General features: G+C 38.4%; 23 protein-coding genes, 1 pseudogene and 1 riboswitch. Of the genes and pseudogenes, 7 read left to right on the plus strand and 17 right to left on the minus strand.

All coding sequences use genetic code 11. From position 1 onward, the window contains the following. Positions 1 to 4: 4 nt before the first annotated feature. Positions 5 to 979, minus strand: coding sequence for a transglutaminase domain-containing protein (locus tag BIV60_RS08145; RefSeq protein WP_071355225.1), 975 nt, complete (start codon positions 977 to 979; stop codon positions 5 to 7). Positions 980 to 1,271: 292 nt separating this feature from the next. Here BIV60_RS08145 and BIV60_RS29540 point away from each other — a divergent pair, with 292 nt between their 5' ends. The 6 genes from BIV60_RS29540 to BIV60_RS08160 all read left to right on the plus strand — a co-directional run bounded on the left by BIV60_RS29540 (position 1,272) and on the right by BIV60_RS08160 (position 4,039). After that, positions 1,272 to 1,415: a hypothetical protein gene (locus BIV60_RS29540; protein WP_177177245.1), complete on the plus strand. Its 144-nt coding sequence runs from the start codon at positions 1,272 to 1,274 to the stop codon at positions 1,413 to 1,415. A 233-nt stretch (positions 1,416 to 1,648) separates the two neighbouring features. Next, the gene (locus BIV60_RS08150; RefSeq protein WP_071355226.1) at positions 1,649 to 2,161 is read left to right on the plus strand and encodes a cupin domain-containing protein; all 513 of its coding nucleotides are present in this window, start codon (positions 1,649 to 1,651) and stop codon (positions 2,159 to 2,161) included. A gap of 120 nt (positions 2,162 to 2,281) precedes the next feature. Continuing rightward, positions 2,282 to 2,407, plus strand: a complete 126-nt coding sequence (locus tag BIV60_RS30260; RefSeq protein ID WP_256218342.1) for a hypothetical protein — start codon at positions 2,282 to 2,284, stop codon at positions 2,405 to 2,407. Between the two features lie 26 nt (positions 2,408 to 2,433). After that, positions 2,434 to 2,574 (plus strand): hypothetical protein, encoded by a 141-nt coding sequence (locus tag BIV60_RS29545; protein ID WP_177177246.1) that lies wholly within the window; start codon positions 2,434 to 2,436, stop codon positions 2,572 to 2,574. A gap of 366 nt (positions 2,575 to 2,940) precedes the next feature. Continuing rightward, complete coding sequence (locus tag BIV60_RS08155; protein WP_071355290.1) at positions 2,941 to 3,645, plus strand: CAP domain-containing protein; 705 nt, start codon at positions 2,941 to 2,943, stop codon at positions 3,643 to 3,645. Positions 3,646 to 3,781: 136 nt separating this feature from the next. After that, positions 3,782 to 4,039, plus strand: a complete 258-nt coding sequence (locus tag BIV60_RS08160) for an HPr family phosphocarrier protein (RefSeq protein WP_071355227.1) — start codon at positions 3,782 to 3,784, stop codon at positions 4,037 to 4,039. A gap of 223 nt (positions 4,040 to 4,262) precedes the next feature. On the opposite strand, the gene BIV60_RS29550 is transcribed toward BIV60_RS08160, so the two are convergent. The 6 genes and pseudogenes from BIV60_RS29550 to BIV60_RS08180 form a co-directional block, all read right to left on the minus strand. Next, on the minus strand, positions 4,263 to 4,421 hold the full coding sequence (locus BIV60_RS29550) for a hypothetical protein (protein ID WP_177177247.1): 159 nt from the start codon (positions 4,419 to 4,421) through the stop codon (positions 4,263 to 4,265). Positions 4,422 to 4,481: 60 nt separating this feature from the next. After that, positions 4,482 to 5,762, minus strand: coding sequence for a Zn-dependent hydrolase (locus BIV60_RS08165; RefSeq protein WP_071355228.1), 1,281 nt, complete (start codon positions 5,760 to 5,762; stop codon positions 4,482 to 4,484). Between the two features lie 149 nt (positions 5,763 to 5,911). Then, positions 5,912 to 6,259 carry an IDEAL domain-containing protein gene (locus BIV60_RS08170; protein WP_177177248.1) on the minus strand — a complete coding sequence of 116 codons (348 nt, stop codon included), beginning with the start codon at positions 6,257 to 6,259 and terminating at the stop codon, positions 5,912 to 5,914. A gap of 105 nt (positions 6,260 to 6,364) precedes the next feature. Beyond that, a complete protein-coding gene (locus tag BIV60_RS08175) occupies positions 6,365 to 7,570 on the minus strand; it encodes a M20 metallopeptidase family protein (protein ID WP_071355230.1) in 1,206 nt (401 codons plus the stop codon). 12 nt (positions 7,571 to 7,582) lie between these two features. Then, positions 7,583 to 7,690, minus strand: a pseudogene (locus BIV60_RS29095) (peptide ABC transporter ATP-binding protein); the annotation flags it as partial. A 138-nt stretch (positions 7,691 to 7,828) separates the two neighbouring features. Further along, on the minus strand, positions 7,829 to 8,014 hold the full coding sequence (locus BIV60_RS08180; RefSeq protein WP_071355231.1) for a substrate-binding periplasmic protein: 186 nt from the start codon (positions 8,012 to 8,014) through the stop codon (positions 7,829 to 7,831). Between the two features lie 320 nt (positions 8,015 to 8,334). Between BIV60_RS08180 and BIV60_RS08185 the strand changes: the two genes are divergently transcribed. After that, positions 8,335 to 9,765, plus strand: a complete 1,431-nt coding sequence (locus BIV60_RS08185; protein ID WP_071355232.1) for a PQQ-dependent sugar dehydrogenase — start codon at positions 8,335 to 8,337, stop codon at positions 9,763 to 9,765. 81 nt (positions 9,766 to 9,846) lie between these two features. Here BIV60_RS08185 and BIV60_RS08190 read toward each other — a convergent pair whose 3' ends face one another. The 10 genes from BIV60_RS08190 to BIV60_RS08235 all read right to left on the minus strand — a co-directional run bounded on the left by BIV60_RS08190 (position 9,847) and on the right by BIV60_RS08235 (position 18,744). Beyond that, positions 9,847 to 10,236 carry a cupredoxin domain-containing protein gene (locus tag BIV60_RS08190; RefSeq protein WP_071355233.1) on the minus strand — a complete coding sequence of 130 codons (390 nt, stop codon included), beginning with the start codon at positions 10,234 to 10,236 and terminating at the stop codon, positions 9,847 to 9,849. A 295-nt stretch (positions 10,237 to 10,531) separates the two neighbouring features. Next, positions 10,532 to 11,011, minus strand: a complete 480-nt coding sequence (locus BIV60_RS08195) for a transporter substrate-binding domain-containing protein (protein WP_083402157.1) — start codon at positions 11,009 to 11,011, stop codon at positions 10,532 to 10,534. 314 nt (positions 11,012 to 11,325) lie between these two features. Then, positions 11,326 to 11,733: a hypothetical protein gene (locus BIV60_RS08200; RefSeq protein ID WP_071355235.1), complete on the minus strand. Its 408-nt coding sequence runs from the start codon at positions 11,731 to 11,733 to the stop codon at positions 11,326 to 11,328. Positions 11,734 to 11,898: 165 nt separating this feature from the next. Continuing rightward, a complete protein-coding gene (locus tag BIV60_RS08205) occupies positions 11,899 to 12,096 on the minus strand; it encodes a hypothetical protein (RefSeq protein ID WP_083402158.1) in 198 nt (65 codons plus the stop codon). Further along, positions 12,071 to 13,825: a phosphomethylpyrimidine synthase ThiC gene (thiC, locus tag BIV60_RS08210; RefSeq protein WP_071355236.1), complete on the minus strand. Its 1,755-nt coding sequence runs from the start codon at positions 13,823 to 13,825 to the stop codon at positions 12,071 to 12,073. The genes BIV60_RS08205 and thiC overlap by 26 nt, the downstream gene beginning before the upstream one ends. Before the next feature lie 139 nt (positions 13,826 to 13,964). Continuing rightward, positions 13,965 to 14,078: riboswitch (TPP riboswitch) on the minus strand. Between the two features lie 122 nt (positions 14,079 to 14,200). After that, the gene (locus BIV60_RS08215) at positions 14,201 to 14,434 is read right to left on the minus strand and encodes a hypothetical protein (RefSeq protein ID WP_071355237.1); all 234 of its coding nucleotides are present in this window, start codon (positions 14,432 to 14,434) and stop codon (positions 14,201 to 14,203) included. Between the two features lie 140 nt (positions 14,435 to 14,574). Then, complete coding sequence (locus BIV60_RS08220) at positions 14,575 to 16,914, minus strand: transglycosylase domain-containing protein (protein WP_071355238.1); 2,340 nt, start codon at positions 16,912 to 16,914, stop codon at positions 14,575 to 14,577. 64 nt (positions 16,915 to 16,978) lie between these two features. Further along, a complete protein-coding gene (locus tag BIV60_RS08225) occupies positions 16,979 to 17,179 on the minus strand; it encodes a hypothetical protein (protein ID WP_071355239.1) in 201 nt (66 codons plus the stop codon). 395 nt (positions 17,180 to 17,574) lie between these two features. Continuing rightward, positions 17,575 to 17,946 (minus strand): hypothetical protein, encoded by a 372-nt coding sequence (locus tag BIV60_RS08230; protein ID WP_141770427.1) that lies wholly within the window; start codon positions 17,944 to 17,946, stop codon positions 17,575 to 17,577. A 78-nt stretch (positions 17,947 to 18,024) separates the two neighbouring features. Continuing rightward, complete coding sequence (locus tag BIV60_RS08235; RefSeq protein WP_071355241.1) at positions 18,025 to 18,744, minus strand: TerC family protein; 720 nt, start codon at positions 18,742 to 18,744, stop codon at positions 18,025 to 18,027. Positions 18,745 to 19,112: the final 368 nt, after the last annotated feature.

The raw sequence follows: 19,112 nt of genomic DNA on the forward strand, positions 1-19,112 counted from the left end.
GGTTTTACCAATGATATTCCCCTGCTTTATGCTTATCAGATTTATAAAAATAGGCAGGATGATAGCTTTGCACAAATTGCCCTGTATTTAAATTAATAAATCCTGACCCATATGTCGGATCCTCTACCTGCCACTTTCCATTTAGTTTAATTTCATTCCAGGCGTGATTTTCCCCGTACACTACCTTGGCTTCAATCCCTGCTGCTCGGTGAAGCGCGGCGTTTAAATCCGCATACCCTGAACATAAGACAACACGAGATTTATAGGTTTGCAGGGCAGAATAAATCGGCGGGTTTGTTGCATTCACCAATGGTGCATTATAGGCAATATGGGTGGCAACCCACTTGTAAATTGCCTTTGATTTTTCAGTATTCGTATGTTTTCCGGCTGTTATATTTGCAGTAAGGGCCCTTAGTGCCGGGTCATTACTTTGTACCATGAAACTTGGCTGTAAGTATGGATTACCATCAGTTAAATGATATTGGGCATAGCCTAACACTTTATTGGGATCGTTTTTTTTGCCATTATAATATTCATCAAGATTCACTACTACATCTCCAACGTTATAAGTAAGAGGAAATTCATACTTAAAATGTTGATTATTTGAAAACGGTACCTTTACCGTCGTTTTCTTATTCGATCTCGGTTCATCAATATATAGTATAACGCCATCCGCCTTGTAATACTGGCCATACGGAGTCGCTTTTCCTGTTACGACTAATTTTCCATTTTTTATGTTCACCCAATAGGTTTGAATTTTTGTGGGTGAATATTTTTTGTCATATGTGGTTGGAATCGATGAAACATTCTTCGTCTGTTTACTTACATTTGCAATCTTCTGTTCCACCTTCTTTTCCACATGAGCCACCTGCGAACTAGAAAAATATCCCTTAATTTGTTCCACTGAAGGAAGCTCCCCGTGTTTAGACAAATAAAACAAAGAACCAACCACCAAAACTAAAGCCAAAAATCTCCTCATCCGCAACACCTCCACCAACTTTACAAAAACTATACACGGTAAAGATGAAAAATTCATTAAAATTGCCTTTCGACAAAATCCGATTAGTAGATAGCACCACACAGATTTTGTCGGATTTACTTTTTCAATTATTCGAAATTATTTAAAGGAAAACGGGAATTGGCGGAGAATTGTAATATGATGACGCTTCCATTCTGTAAAGGAATTTGGTTTTTACATTTTGTTTACACATATTTCCTTATCTAATAGCGTAGATGTAATAAACACCATTTGACAAAGGAGGCTTATTGATATGGATGGAATTGAAATTTTTGCCTGGGTGCTTATCGCTATTTTGGGGGTTGTGTTTGTTGTTTCTTTAGTAAAAATTGCAAAGAATCCTAGAAAGGAATCCTCCCGCAAACAGTCTAAGGATACAGAAAAACTTAATCATTAACAATCTCCATTCCCATAAAAAATCCATCCTGTAGTGTTTCATCAGGATGGTTCCAATTTTCCCCTTTTAAAACGATTCAGTTTTTTCATCGCCCCTTTAACCTCTACTTATCCTTCCTCATGCATCATTTCTCCCTCCAAGTAGTTTTATACAATGCCATCATGTAAAATAGAGCCATGAATAACCAGATTGCTTTGCCCTATAGATAAAACCATTTGGAAAGGATTTTTACGATGAAAAAAACTGAATTATCTGCTTTAATCTCAGATCTCGGGCTGGAGCCCCATCCGGAAGGCGGTTATTATAAAAGAACATTTGAATCGAAAGAATTGTTTATTGATCAGGAGAGATTTGACGGCGATAGAAAGCTGTTTACCAGTATTTATTTCCTGTTAACGTCAGAGGATGTTTCCCATTTTCACCGGCTTAAATCCGATGAATTATGGTATTTCCATGGAGGTAGTGCGTTAACCGTACACGTCATTCATGAAAATGGGGAGTATGAAGAAATGAAAATTGGTATGAATATCGCAAATGGCGAGGCACCTCAAGCATTGGTTCCGAAAAATTCGATTTTCGGCTCCTCTGTTATGGAAAAGGATACATACTCCCTTGTCGGGTGCATGGTGTCCCCCGGCTTTGATTTTCAAGACTTTGAACTGTTTACTCAAGTAGAGCTTTTAGAAAAATACCCTCAACATGTAGAAATAATAAAAAAATTAGCATATGAAGAAATCCCAAAGTAAAGACAGGGGAGAATTATTAACAGCGTTCCCTGGTTTCTTCAAATAAAATTTGTATGAAATGAACACTAATTTCTTACACTAAATTTGATGTAAAAACTTGACGAGTGGGAGGTAAAATTAATGAGTGAAAAAGGCACAAGTTATCCAAATGTAAGCTTAGGTGGAAAACGGTCCGTACCAAAAGGAAAACAAGATCCCGGAAAAATTCGTTATGAATTAAAAGAGAAAAACCATCGCGAAAAATAAGAATCGTTAAGAAAGGGGCAATTATAATGAATCAACAGGATTCGAGATATGAAACAGCCGACCTTGAGCCATCTCAGGTTGAAAAAATAAAGTCTTTTGAACACGAATTAAATCAAAATGGACACGATGATCTCGTGGTAATTGCTTATCAGAAAAAGCAATCGTAGTCTTATTTATAAAGCCCGCATAGGATATAAAATCCTCAATGCGGGCTTTTTATCTGTCTTATTTTCTTGTAAGAATTGACGCTTTGCTGAAATATTTGTTAACTAAGCAGACATTTCCATAGGGTGTCAACCCCTATTTTCACTATAATATATGGAAGCTTTTCAAAAATCTATTAATCTTTGCGTATTCCCCCATACATTCTAAATATCCTTAGTTTAATAGATTTCTGAGTTACTTTTACTATGAAAAATTATTATTGTACGTTACCGCTGTAAAATCGTTCCTGAAATATGACAAAAATCCCATGTTAAGATGTAGTTGCTTTGATGAGCAATTTTTTCATAACAGGAGGATTAAAAATGTTAATGAGCAAAGCACTATTAAGTTTAGCTGCCGCATCAACATTATTCGGAGCGGCTCCACATCAAAATCCACAAACATCAACCAATGAAGCGAACATCCAGAAAAAGGTATATGTATATCAAGATACAAATCTAAATGAGATTAATAAATTCATAGAAGATTATTTTAATAAAATGGGTATGGACAGAAACATAACAGTTACAAGACAGCCAGCGCAAACACCAGCAAAACATGTTACACAAACAAAGCAGCCTGCTGTGGCCGCAAAACCTGTTCAACAAGTAGCTCCTACCCCTGTGCAGCCTAAAACAACCCAAACATCCGGCACACTAAGCGCTTACGAGCAAAAAGTGGTGGATTTGACGAACCAGGAACGGGCTAAATATGGCTTACCTGCTCTTAAAGTCGATTTGACTTTGAGTAAAATGGCGCATGAAAAATCACGCGATATGTCTGCTAATGGCTACTTTAGCCACACAAGCCCTACCTACGGGTCACCATTTGATATGATGAAAAAATATGGAATTACCTATAACTATGCCGGTGAAAACATTGCGATGGGACAGAAAACACCTGAGGAAGTAGTCAAGGCATGGATGAATAGTGAAGGACACCGTAAGAACATATTAAACCCTAACTATAACTATATTGGTGTTGGTTATGTTGCAGATGGAAGTTATTGGACTCAGGAGTTTGTTGGTAAATAAAATATTTTCTGAAAGTAATCCTCAAGTCTATGGTGGACTTGGGGGTTTTTCTTTATTTTTTAGGATAAAATGGTCATTTTTTATTTAAGAGATTCATACATAAGAGTGAGTTTTGAATATTGGGGAGGTCACTGTAATGATTCAACAATTGGTAAAATTGCAAACAAAAGTAGGTCTGTATCCGCCCTATATTTCTCAATTGGTCCAGGAAGCATCACGTTTTCATTCGGATATTTTTATGACTCATAATGGACGTAGAGTCAATGTGAAATCGATTATGGGGGTGTTATCGCTCGCTGTTTCCAAAGAAGCTGAATTAACCTTTGAAGCGAGTGGTGATGATGAGGAGGAAGCACTGTATCAGATGATCAGGACGGTGGAATCGTTTCAATAATGAAAGTGGTAGTTTTTTTGTGATTCAGAGTGTTTTCGAGAAAACTAAATAGAATTTTTTTTATCACTATTGAGGGACAGGTCACTTTTTTTATGAGTGAGTTTTGTCCCTCCAGCATCAGTGGAAGGACATGTTGCAATGGTTTTTGGATGTGCTCCCCCCTCTAACCTGAACAAAAAAGAAATTACCCTATTCCGAATGAAGAATAGGGCAACCACTTGTCCTATAACCCGCCACAGGATGGGTTTGAGCGTTCTGTCTCTGCTGATGTTTCCTTTTTCGATACTGATTCCAATCCATAACCAGTCGAACTAATCACAAGTTCTTCATCATTCGTCTTTTTATTCAAAGTTAAATCCTGATTTGTTTGATTTTTTTCCAAAAAAGTCACCTCCCAATGCAAAACTATTTTTTGCTAGGGAGGTCTTTAATATACAACTCATCAAAGCAGCTTCATCGTTGTCCTGTAAAGAACCTCACAACCTAACGCGACATCTTCAAAAGAGCTCCACTCCTCCGGATGATGGCTGATACCGCCACGACTCCTTACAAAGATCATTCCTATTTCCGTAATGCTGCCCATCACCATCGCATCATGAGCTGCCCCGCTCGGCAATTCGTAAATCGGATACCCCAAATCAACAAATGCCTCTCGAATGGCTTCTACCACCACAGGTGAACTCATAACCGAAGGAAGCGATTGAAACGGTCTGATTTCACAACTAACGCCACGATGCTCAGAAATTTCCCGAATGACTTCATAAATTTTTTGTACAGTAAGTTCACGGCGTTCATCGCAAATATCCCGGACATCCAATGTAAAATCAACCTGTCCGGGGATCACGTTTCCACTCCCCGGCTGAACGGCTAATTTTCCAACGGTCGCAACACTTCCGCCGCTTTGACGAGCAATTTTTTCAATCGCGAGCAAACATTCACCTACTGCTGATAAAGCATCTTTCCGTTCTGACATCCCAATTGTTCCAGCATGTCCTGCTTCGCCTTTTATGGTCACTTCAGCCCAGTGTCCGCCTGAAATTCCGCTAACCATCCCTACCGCTAAATTTTGACTTTCCAATACCTTCCCTTGTTCAATATGTATCTCGATATAGGCTTTTAGCTCATCTTTTCCTAGCTGAGCCCTCTTTATTTGTTCAGGATTAATTCGGCTAAAATAGCCTCCCTCCATACTAGCACGTTTCATTGCGTCCGTGTAAGATATTCCCTCTTGGTCAACCGCTAACGCTAAATCCTCTCGTAATTGATTAGCACTAAAAGCACCAGACAATGCCGTACTGCCAACAAAAGCATAATCAAAACGGGCTCCTTCTTCATCGGTAAACGCTACAACCCTCAGAGTTCGTTCCGGTTGAAGTCCTATTTCCTTTATCGAACGAAGAACTTCCACTCCCATTAACACTCCCATTGCACCGTCAAAACAGCCGCCTGAACGAACCGTATCAATATGGGAACCAATAAGAATGGCAGGCAAATCAGAGTTTTTTCCATGAATTTGCCCAAAAATATTCCCTGCTTCATCCATATAGGGATCTAAATCAGCGTCTGCTAACATTTGCAGTAAATGTTTCCTGGCTTTTATATCTTCTGTATCAAATGAAGTCTTTGTAACCCCGCCGTCGGCACCACGGCCAAATTTTCCGAGCGTCATTAAATCATCCCAAAGACGGTCGGCCTGAATCGTTCGTTCGCTTTCTATTTTCATAAACTGCCATTCCTTTCATTACTTTAGTAAAAATTAACCTAATACAAAGGAGGAAAAAACACAATGTACCCTTACAATATTTTTGAAAAATAAAAAAGCAGGCCTTCTTTACTTTGGTCCGCTTCTTCATTTAGAAATCAATTCCCTTATTATTTTCGCCTAAGGGGTTGTTGAATAAAAAACTCTTTGAGCTCTTTCTTCGTTTGAAGCTTTTCAGTTAATTCCATAAACCATTCATAATCCCTAGTTGCTAATGATAAATCAATTAGGAATAAAAATTCATCCTCACTGGAAGGTGAAACAATCGGGAGTATCTCAGCTGTTTTCATTAATAGCCAGGTCTCTTTCCCGATGATTTTTTCATTATCACTGTTATTTACATAAACCTTCATGACATCCTGTAACTGGTTGACGCGCACAACATAACCGCGAACCAGTTCACCGTCGCGTGACGTTCCCTTTACCCAATCCCCTTTTTTAAATGCGTAAAGCGCCACATTCATCACCTCGAAGTTTATTAGTTAGAAATCTTACTAATAAACTATGCAAGATGATAAAAAGAGTATAGGTTAAAAAACACATCCATACTCCAGTACAGAATGTTATCCTTGATGATTTTCTAATAACCGTAACACAGATTGCACCATTAATTTGACCCCGATCCGAATGGCTTCTTCATCAACCATAAATTTCGGATGATGCCAGCCATAATGAATGCCTTTTTCCTCATTTCCGGAACCAAGCCAAACATAGCAGCCAGGTACTTCTTTTTGATAAAAAGAAAAATCCTCGCCGCCCATCGTAGGCTCAGCCGTAACCGTATTTTCACTGCCTACAACCACAGCCGCAGCTGTCCGAACAATCTCTGCTACACTGGTATTATTATAAACGGCAGGAATCAGGAATTGATAATCAATCTCCACTTCACCACCAAGAGCTGCAGCGGTATTCTGAACGGTCTTCGTGAATACTTTGTAGATTTTCTTCCTTACTTCTTCATTGGACGTCCTAACGGTTCCTTTAAGGATGGCCTTATCGGGAATGACATTGTTCGTTGAACCTGCTTGGAACGAACCAATCGTAACCACTGCTGATTCTTTTGCAGAGATTGTTCGGCTAACAATCGTTTGCAACTGGCTGACAACCGCACTTCCAATCACAATCGGATCAATTGTATTTTCAGGCAGGGCAGCATGTCCACCTTTTCCTTTGATGGTAATCGTAAAATCATCGACACTTGCCATCAAAAACCCTTCTTTCACCCCGATTTTTCCAACCGGAAGTTCAGGAACATTATGAAGTCCGATAATTGATTTTACTCCATTTAATAAACCTTGCTGAATCATTGACTCTGCACCACCTTCTGATTCCTCAGCTGGCTGGAATAAAATCCGTACAGTTCCAGAAATAGCATCGCTGATTTCTTGTAAAATAATGGCTGTACCTAGGGCAATCGTCGTGTGTACGTCGTGGCCGCACATATGGCTAACACCATCAATAATCGAACGAAACGGAACGTCTGCCTCTTCAAAAATTGGCAGGGCATCAATGTCGGCACGAATGGCAACAATTGGTCCCTCTTTCTTTCCTTCAATCGACGCTGCAGTCCCTGTTGGCAAATTTAGTGGAATTTGTTGTATTCCGAATTCCTTTAACCAGTCATTGATTTGTTTGGTTGTGTTAAATTCCCGGTTTCTTAACTCCGGATACATGTGAAGATGCCTTCTCATCTCCACTAATCTAGCAAACAATTGATCAATTTTTTCATTAATAAATGAAGTTAGTTCTATACTTGAGGCTTGTTTCATGGTGATCTCTCCCTACTTGATATGCCCTAAAAACTCCTTCGTCCGTTCATGCTGCGGATTACCAAATAATTGTTCCGGTTTTCCTTGTTCAATAATATAGCCACCATCCATAAAAATTACCGCTATTTCGATCGTAACCAATGCCCCTTGAAATAAATTGGGGAGATAGGTAATTGCAAATGATAAAAATCACTCATGCTATTCTCTCTCTGAAAAAGAATACGGATAAATCGTTCAACTGATTTATCCGTACCACTTCTATTCTTTTGATTTATCTTTACCAAACCATTTTTTACTAATTTTTCCGTAAGTTCCATTCTCCTTGACATTTTGAACGGCTTTTTGCAATGCAGCTTCAAGTTTGTCATCGTTTTTGCGAACGGCGACACCCACCGGCAAGCTTTGGAATGTGCTTCCTACCACATCAATGATGTATTCCTCCATATCTCCCTAATTCTTTATTTCTTTAGCAAAGTAAAGTATTTTTATGTACTAAATTGTAATTTTATACAAGAATAAATGCAATATGTTTCGTTAAAGTTCAATAGTTAAAACTATTATGATAGTTTTGAATTATTTTTCTATTAAAACCATTTCCAAAGGATACTCTCTTTCTCTACTATCTCGATCAGCTACATTAATTTCTCCACATGTTCAGAAAATAGTGCAATGCCTTGTCAGATTCCCCCGCTCTAATTTGGTACTAATAGAACAGTCCCAATCATATTCTTGTAGAAGAAAACAAAGAGGGAGTGTAAAGTAAGTTGATAAAAGTTAAGGTTAATTTACGGCCCATTATAAGTAAGATAAATTTACCCACTGTTTTGAAAACAACTATCCTTCCGGGTGACTCAATTGAAAGACTATTTATTGCAACCCAGGTAGGAGAGATCTTTTACATAGGAAATGGTGATATAAGGACTTTTTTAGATATTCGCTCGCGAATCCTAAAACTAGGTGCTTCAGAATCAGGTGTTTCTGGAAGAGGATATGATGAACGGGGATTGCTCGGGCTGGCGTTTCATCCTGAATTTTATTATAACGGTCTGTTTTATCTTCATTATTCAGTAGTTGGAACACAAGGTCCAGGTGCTCTTACTGAACATTTTAGGCCTAACCCATGTGATCCCAAGACCTTACACATGAGGTGGGAAAATAGAGAAACTCAATATGATCATATTAATACAGTGGAAGAATGGATTTTACAATCGAATGGCCAGCCTCAAAAACGACGGACATTACTTAACGTAAGAAGACCATTTTTTAATCATAATGGTGTTAATAGCTTAAATTTTTCACCTGAAACAGGAAAACTTGTTTTAACAACTGGAGATGGCGGATCAGGCTATGATCCATTTAATTTAAGTCAGGATAATATGGAAATAGCAGGTAAAATCATTGAAATTGACGTAGGTAAGAATACATTTATCGATCATCCACCCGTAGTCACACGTTTTAATGAACTTCCCGTACCTATTCAGGAAACGCTTACGGTCATGGCCAAAGGGGTCCGAAATATACCAGGCATTTCATTTCAAAGGTTTTATAATCAGTATATCAAATATGTGGGAATTGTCGGACAGGATCTGGCAGAGTCCATATTTTCATTCGTTCAATATAGGCCAATACCGGTTACTCAGCTAGTTCAAGCCTCTTTAAGAAACACCGAACCTGACCATGAAGGATTGATTAACTTTGGCTGGCGGGGTTGGGAAGGTGCTTTTCCTACTATGATTATAAGGGGATGCTCTGAAAATCCGGCTTTAAAAGAGAACACAATTGCTTATTACAATGAAGCTGTAAACACTTCGGTGGCGCGGCTACCGCCTCTCACTAGTTATTTTCATAAAGATCCCCGCCCCGATAAGTTTGAAGGAACTTCACTTACAGGAGTTCAAGCCTATATGGGGAATGGAATCCCCGATTTAACGGGAAACGTGGTGTTTACAGATCTTGCTCGAAATAAAGAATCTGAGTCTCCGGTAAGAGGTGCCTTAGCTTATACCAGGGTAAGAACAGATGGTAAGCTAAATGATTTTAGTGTGATTAAAACCGATTATGATTTTGGGTCTCAATCTGCTTATTATGTTAGTTTGGGAACGAATCTGAAGCAAACCAGACTATATTTAGGGGTTCATGGATCGATGAAAGTGACTGATTTTAACCAAGGTGCTGTTTTTGAAATTATTCCATGATTCACAACTTTAAAATTCTACTTAATTGAAGCAACTTACCGATGCCTATTAAAAAAGCAAGGCCCGATTGGACCCTGCTTGTTATTTGACTATTACTTTTCCAACCATTCCTTCCTGGAAATGGTACCGACATATCAGTTCATATGTATCGGGCTTTTCCGGTTTCACGGTAATGGTTTTTTCTTTTCCCGGTTGGACTTCGGCGTCAATTCTGAGCTTTTCCACTGTGAAGGTGTGCTCTTTCCTTCCTTTGTTTTTCAATATCAACGTTGTCGTTCTTCCATTGGGAATAGAGATGACTTTCGGATTAAAGTAATCATCGTTCAACTCGACTTCAATCGCATTCACCGTCTCCATAGGCTGTGTTTCGACGCCGGATTCGGCAAATGCGGCGAGTGAGCCTGGAGTTGTCACAACCACAATCATCGCAAGCAAAACGACCAATCCTGTTAACCACTTATTCATAGACATTCGCAATCCCTCCTTTCCTAATAACTATTTTTTTCCAATTCATATCATTTTATCACAATAAATTGGGTTCCAACGTCCTTTCAAAATAGAACTTTTTTATCTTAAAAAATGACAAGGAAAAAAGATCGACTCTAATGACGATCATTTGGAATCAATTCGAAATAAGAAATAAGATGATAAAATGTTCCCCTTGTTCCAAAAAAAGTCGCCTTGAACAGACGACTTTAACTAAAAATGTGGTTATGAACTTTATGAAGGCCATTTCAGCCGCAATTTTAACATGCTTTATCCTTTTCTATTCATTTGACTTATCTTTTCCGAACCACTTGATACTGATTTTGGCGAAAGTTCCGTTATCCTTCAGAGTTTGAATCGCTTTTGCTAGTTCTTTCTCCAATTTAGCATCCCCTTTACGAACGGCTATTCCAGTTGGTAATTGCCCAAAGGATTCTTCTAACACATCAAATGCATCAGGTTTGGCTTTTTTGTAGTAGGCGCCAACGGCTTCAGGTAAAATACCATCCCACGCCGTTGGTTTAAATTCTGCTTTTACACCACGTTCTTTAGCAATCGCATTCCCAAAGTCTACATCAAAACCTACTAACTCATTTTTATCGTTACGATATTCCATTGGAGGAAAAGTGTCATCCATTGCCATGGTGATAACCCCTCGTTTTTTAATCGAAGCAAATGTATCTCCGCTATTAGTCTTTGATGTATTTTCGTGTGTAGAATTATCTGGTAGTTTTAGCTGTGAGCCGCATGCGGTTGCCATTAATGCTACTGCTATGATGATATAAATCTGGATGACCTTCTTTATGATGTTATTCCTACATATCTCCCTTTAATTCTTATCTATTTAGCAAGGTAAAGTGTTTTTATGTACTTAATTGTAATTTTATACAACTAAAACGCAATGCATTTTATTGAAGTTAGATTATTTAAACTATTTTGATAGTTTCGAATTATAATTTTATTATGATGTCGAGTATGTAAAATCAACAGCCATTAGAAGCAAAAACAAAGATACTCCCGATTAAAATCGAGAGTCCCCTTGATAAATCTTCTTCATTTTTAATTTCTCAAATTCTAGCCTATGCTGATATTATGGAGATGGGAGAAGGAAATGTAAACAATTTCTTCATTATGAATCAATGAAATCATATCATTATTTACATCATATAAAACTCCTTCTAAGTTTACTTGACTATCACGGTTTAATTTGACCCAATTGAGTTTTTGGCTTTCTAACAGATTTAGTAAATTATTAGCTTTTTTATACTCAAAACCTTCAGGGAATAAAATATTGAATTCCTTGGTATTCTCCGTCACGCTTTGTATGTGTTGGGTAATATAGAAAACAACTCCATCTTCTTCTGTCTGTACGACAAGATAATCATCAAAAACATCTAATAACCTACCAACCCCATATTCTTGACACCCCTGATCAATTTTGATCATTTTACCTAAAAAAGAGCTCATTGTGTCTTGAAACATCAATAATTTTCCCCTCTCCATAAAACAAGCATTCTTTTCTTTTATTTATATGAAGCATGCAGATGGGTTGTACTAATAAAAATGCCTCTTTTGTGGGGAGAAGAAAAAGACCAAATCATATACGATTTGGTCTTTTTCTTGCTATGGTAATTAGAAATGTACTCTTTAATAATACGTACTTTCTGCAAACCCGCACTTCTGACATTTCCTCATAACGGGTGTTTCTAAAAAGACATGCTTACATTGAAGTTGAATCGATTGGATTTTTTCATTAAGATGAAAAATCTTTTGCTGCAATGCAGATAATTCCTCTAATAGTCTTCTAATCTCTGTAGAATTATCGATAGATTCGTGACCCATCATGGACAAATTCCTCCGCTTTTTGTTTCATGCCGTTATCGATAACAGCTTCATCCTTTGCCATCCCCCTAATGTCATGCGAAATCCTCATCGAACAAAACTTTGGTCCACACATCGAACAAAAATGTGCGGTTTTCGCTCCTTCAGCCGGAAGGGTTTCATCGTGAAATTCCCGTGCACGCTCAGGATCCAAAGATAAATTGAATTGGTCTTCCCAACGGAATTCGAAACGTGCCTTCGATAAGGCATCATCGCGGATTTGCGCACCAGGATGTCCCTTCGCTAAATCGGCGGCATGTGCGGCAATTTTATACGTAATTACCCCCTCACGAACATCCTCTTTATTTGGCAGCCCAAGATGCTCTTTCGGTGTAACATAGCAAAGCATTGCCGTTCCAAACCAGCCAATCATTGCTGCTCCAATTGCGGAGGTAATATGATCATACCCAGGGGCAATATCGGTGGTTAACGGTCCTAATGTATAAAAAGGAGCTTCCTTACAAATTTCTAATTGTTTATCCATATTCTCTTTTATTTTGTGCATCGGAACATGACCTGGTCCTTCAATCATGACCTGAACATCATGCTTCCAAGCAATATCCGTTAATTCCCCAAGGGTTTCAAGCTCGGCAAATTGTGCTTCATCATTCGCGTCGGCAATACTTCCCGGGCGCAGGCCATCTCCAAGTGAAACGGAAATATCATACTGCTTCAAAATTTCACAGATTTCTTCAAAATGAGTATAAAGGAAACTTTCCTGATGATGGGCCAAACACCATTGCGCCATGATGGAACCGCCCCGAGACACGATGCCTGTTGTCCGTTTTACTGTCATAGGAATATAACGCAATAACACACCTGCATGAATGGTAAAATAATCTACACCTTGCTCAGCCTGTTCGATTAACGTATCGCGGTATACTTCCCAAGTTAAATCCTCAGCGATTCCATTTACTTTTTCTAATGCTTGGTAAATTGGCACCGTACCAATGGGAACCGGAGAATTACGAATAATCCACTCTCTTGTTGTATGTATGTTTTTTCCGGTTGATAGATCCATGATGGTGTCCGCACCCCAGCGTGTCGCCCAGGTCATTTTTTCAACTTCCTGCTCAATGGAGGATGTGACCGCTGAATTACCGATGTTTGCGTTAATCTTGACATGGAAATTGCGGCCAATAATCATCGGTTCGCTCTCAGGATGATTGATGTTAGCTGGAATAATCGCGCGTCCTTTGGCAACCTCATCCCGAACAAATTCCGGATCTAAATTTTCTCTTATGGCAATGAACTCCATCTCTGGAGTGATGATTCCTTTTTTCGCATAATGCATTTGTGTAACATTCTTACCGGTTTTCGCTCTTAATGGGGTTTTATTGATGTTCGGAAACCATTCAAGATTTGCCCGTTCATCCCCTTCTTTGTATCCATTGTCTTTCGGTTTAATTTCCCGGCCTTCATATGTCTCCACATCGTACCGCTCAAGAATCCAATTCTTTCGTAAAGCGGGTAACCCTTTTCTGATATCAATAGAATAGTTTGCATCCGTATAGGGACCGCTTGTGTCATAGACGCGAATGGGTGAATTATCTTCTTCTCCAAAAGAAGTTAGAGTCCGGCTGAGAGATATTTCCCTCATGGGAACAAGGATATCCGGTCTTGAACCGCTTTGATACACCTTCTTACTTCCTGTAAATTGCGACTTTAATTCAATGTTCATATCCGTTTGCATGAATCTTCCTCCTAATATTTTTTTCCAAATCTGGAAGTTGCAGCAATAGGACATGACATCATGTTGACAATAAAAAAAGGTTCTGTTTACACAGAACCTGATTCATCGTCAAAAAGTAGCGGCGCATATAAGTCAATTGACGCCTTCATTACTACTTCCCTACGCTGGTATCATCCAGATCAGGTTCAAAGGGTCAAAGAATTTTACGCATTCTTCTCTCAGTCCGAGCTGTCGGACCCCCCTAGTAGAGCATTGGAAACAATATACTTTTATGAAACTTACCTTTCAAAAATAACATAGGTTTTAAGATTGTTAAAGCATTTTGCAAAATTTAAATTAAAATAAGTAAAAAGTACTATATTTTCGGTCTAAATTTCAGGTTGGTTGTTCCTTAACCTGTTGGCTATTTTGGTTTTCCTGATTTTGAGCTTGCTGAGGGTTTTGGTTATCAGCTTGCTGGGTGTTTTGGTCATTTTGATTACCTTCTTGATGAACATTTTTTAAGTAATAAAAGAGAATGCCTAGTCCAAGAATGGACGGAATGGAAAGGAGGAACAAGAGAAACCAAATCGTATTAATAAAGTGATGATAAATCCACCAATCTTGCAAAAGAAACACCTCATACCGTCATTTTGACCGTTTGTTTCTTATGTTTTTCTTTCTGGGCTATGTTTATGCACTTTATTTTTTTTGACGAACATCTATAAAAAAAGACTGCTGAAATTAATTTTCAAACAGTCTTTAGGAACCTAATGGTTTTTATGTTTTTCATTTTGTTTATCCGGAGCCTTTTGTTTATCCGGAGCCTTTTGATTATCCGGAACATTTTGATTATCTGGAGCCTTTTGATTATCCGGAACATTTTGATTATCTGGAGCTTTTTGATTATCCGGAACATTTTGGTTATCTGGAGCTTTTTGATTATCCGGAACATTTTGGTTATCTGGAGCTTTTTGATTATCCGACCCTTTTTGTTTTTCAGAGGCTTTCGCGTCCTTTTTTCCTTTTTCTTCGGTTTTTTTCGGCTTATCCACGGGCTTTGGTGGCGGCGGCGGCGGTGGAACATCCGCTGCACCCCGAATATAAAGATCATTTCCCATTTTGTAAACATCATAAGGCTGCTGGAATCTAGTAGAGTCCGTACCAAATTGCTGCATCATTTTCCTAAACATGATTTGCGCGATTTTGGTTGTATCTCCAGGTAAATAGTTGCCAGTACCATTCTTCACATACCCCGTCCAAACTGACATCGTATATTGTGGTGTGTATCCGGTAAACCAACTATCCTTCGCAACATTATAAAGTGGATAACCATAACGGTAACTCGTCTGAGCATCAAAATTTGTAGTCCCCGTTTTACCTGCAACATCCAGCCAAGGAACATTAGCAGCTGTACCTGTTCCGGAATGGACAACATCCCGCAGCATATCGGTAATCATATAAGCTGTATAATCATGCATAACCTGTTTTGGCTTCGGTTTGAAGCTCTCGACTTTGCCGTCCGGAAACACCACTTTTTGTACAAAATGAGGTTGATTGTAAACCCCATTATTGGCAAATGAACTATATGCTCCCGCCATTTCCAATGGGCTGACCGTATTTCCTCCAATGGCATATGACTCATAAATTTCGTGGTGATCAAAGGCTATGCCTAGTTGTTCGGCAAAATTCCTTGCCCGGTCCATCCCTACTTCACGAAGCGTAAGCAGTGCAGGAATATTATACGACCATTGAAGTGCTGTCCGTATTGACATCATCCCATGGTAACGGCGGTCCCAGTTTTGAATCGCTTGCCCTGTTGAATAATTGGTTGGCTGGTCATTCATTTGATGGTAAGTAGACCAATTCAAATATTCAATCGCAGGACCATAATCCAATACAGGTTTAAAGGTGGAACCTGGTTGACGGACGAGGTCAATGGCAAAATTGTTTCCGCGGAATCCGGCCTTATAATCTTTTCGTCCGCTGCCAATCGCTCTTACTTCGCCTGTCTTTGAATCTAAAAATACAAAAGCCCCCTGGAATCGATCATTCGGATAATAGATAATATTATTGGTATTCATCATTTTGTCCGCATAATCCTGTGCTTTCGGGTCCAAGGTCATATAAATCGATAATCCATCCGTACCGATATCAACACCTTTAAGTTTTCCCTCGACTTCCTTTACAGCTGCATCAATAAATGCTTCATAAGGCATTCCTTGATTCTTATTTTTAACAAGGCCTTGAGTCACAGGAACCTTCATTGCATCTTGCATCTGCTTCTTCGTAATATAGCCCTGCTTGTGCATGGAGGATAAAACGAGATTCCGGCGGTCGGTAGCCGCTTTTTTGTTGCTCGGTTTGGTAGGGTCATAGTTATATGGACTTTGCGGCAGGCCGGCAATCATTGCGGCTTCCGGAAGCGTCAATTTATTTAATTCATTTGTTTCAATTCCGTAATAATTTTTTGCTGCTGCAGCAACACCGTATGACCGGTTTCCAAGATAAATATTATTAAAATACATCATCAAAATCTCTTGTTTAGAATATTTTTGCTCCAACTTATAGGCCAGGTACCATTCCTGAACCTTTCGTTTTATGGTTTTTTCAGGAGTTAAAAATGATCTTTTGATGACTTGCTGTGTAATCGTACTTCCCCCTTGGGAGCCAAAGTTCCCTGTTACGTTTTCGAAAATCGCTTTAGCGGTCCGTTTGATGTCGATCCCATGATGTTCATAGAAATGGGAATCTTCTGTGGCGATAAAGGCATGTTCCAATTGTTTCGGAACTTGATTATAGGTGATTTTCGTCCGCTTTTCCTTCCCGTATTCATACAAAAACTTTCCGTTCCGGTCGTAAAATTTCGTAGATAGTGGGTCGACTAGTTTAGATGCGTCCAGCGAAGGAACATCTTTAATCATAATAGCAATCGTTGTGACTCCTGCTCCAATAGACAGGACAACCAGCAAGATACAAGCCAATAAAATTTTCTTCCATAGAGAACTTTTTTTCGGTGCTGTTTTCGGTGCTTTGTTCTTTTTTTGTTCTCGTTGTTTTTCTTTTTCCGCTTGTTTTCGTTCCTCACGGTAGCGATAGGTTTCTGACATGCTTTCTCTCTCCCGTTGCTCTAAGTTACACAATGTTGTTGCTAAGTGATTATTGTATCACGGTTTATAAAACCCGTATATAGCGAATAGAAGATGAATTAATCCGGTAATCACCTTGTTCGCATTTTGCAACAATGTATGAATGTTGGAGGACCTTTTCTAAAACCTCTTGTTTGACCTCTTCCTTTTTAACCTCTTGGTCTTTTAAAATTTTTTCACGCTTAATATCATGGTCCAATGTATAACAAACAATATATTCTTTCAATTTAAATCTCCCTTTCAAACTCCATGAAACATGTACTTTAATAATAAATCTAATTACCTAGCAAAATATGGACATCGTACAATGATATTCATTCGCCATGGTTCTATTGATTAAGGGGGTATTACAAAATTATTTTTTTCTTGTGAGTTCAATAGATTTGTATTTATGTATTGTATCAAATCAGCAGTATTTTGCCTCCACCCAAAAGTTACTATTTCTCTTATTTCATTATAAAATTTGAATTGCAAATGACAAATAAAACGCTCAAAGATTTTACTCTGAACGTTGGATTTATTATTCAAAAATATTTTTATCTCAATTAGTTACTTGAACCAAACTACACAGAAAACACAATAAATAACTAAAGCAAAAACACTGGATTTTCTATTAAAATATTATTCAACAGCGTTACCGCAATCTCCTTTTAGTACAGCCGTACACAATGTGCCAAATTCGAATTCCAGACCACCGCACTCGACAAAGACATTGCCAATGGCGGAGACGGAAGATCCATTTCTGGAGAATTTAATCGTTCCAATACTTCCTGGAGCAATTCCGGGATCAAAAGGAAACAAGTGTTCATCCACCGTTAAGTAATAAATCAAACAATTTGAATCAAGAAAGTTCGTTATTGTATACGTAATCGTCGTTAATCCACCAGCAGTTATACTTTCTGTGGTCAGCTGGAAATGCATCCTGCATCTCGTTCCTCCTGTAACACTGGTTACGATATCTATGACTTCCGTATGATAAAATCCATTCGACAAAAATACCACCGACTTTCTCCATATATATTAATAAATGAAATATGGAGGTTCGGGCAACGGCGAATCAACTATTGGACCCTACAAAATTAATTTTTTCCTGAAATAATGAACAATAAATGTCCCAAAGAATAAGGAAATTAACGAGCCGAAAAAGACCCTTTCATCAAGATGGAAACCAAATGCGGAGGCAATCATTCTGATGCTGATGAGTGCAATTAAAATAAAGGCCGTTGTCTCAAGCTCCGGTACTTTTTCAATCAGAGCAAGGAAAATTTGTGCTACTCCGCGCATCATTAAGATTCCTAACACTCCACCTAAAAACAGTACCCAGACCTGATTCGATACACCAAACGCGGCAATAATACTGTCAAAACTAAAGGCAATGTCCATCAGTTCGACCGTTAACACTGTCCGCCAGAATCCCATTCGTTTGGACTTGACCTCGTCTTCTTCCTCATTTTTCTTAATGAAGTTTTGAAAAACAATCCAGAGAAGATAATGGCCGCAAACAATTTTAATCCAAGCGATATTGATTAATGTAGTTCCTAATCCAATCGCAACAATACGGAAAAAATAGGCTCCAAATATTCCATAAAATAAGGCTTTTTTCCTTTGGTCTTTTGGCAAATGTTTTACCATTACTGCCAAAACAACTGCATTATCAGCGGATAATAATCCTTCAAGAATAATCAGTGTGCCAATGACTCCCCAGTTGGCAGGATTGGTAATAATTTTCTCAGGGGTCTCTAATGACAAAAATGGGCTAAAACTATTAATCAATTCTTGTAGAAACTCCATACGGATTCCTTTCCCCTTTAAATCAATTTTAAAAATCTATAGGTCGTCCTCCATTAATATGTATGTTTACATTTCGTATTAATGAACCTTATTCCAGTTTATTATTGTTTCCTAAACATACCCATGCCTATAATCATGGGGATTAACAGAAGCAATCCGGTTGGTTAAGGAATGGAATATTTTTTAAATATTTCCTTTTTATTCATAAAATATCATTTTTGAATAAATGACTATGAAACATGTATCAACGGTGGTGGTTCCTCTATAAAATAAAACCAAATTTGTTAGCAGAAATACCGTTAATTTTTGGACCATTAAGAGTTGGCTCATTTTGGATACTAAAATACACATGTATTATGAATGGTGCG

The sequence above is a fragment of the Bacillus sp. MUM 116 genome, from assembly GCF_001866655.1.
Lineage (GTDB): Bacteria > Bacillota > Bacilli > Bacillales > Cytobacillaceae > Neobacillus.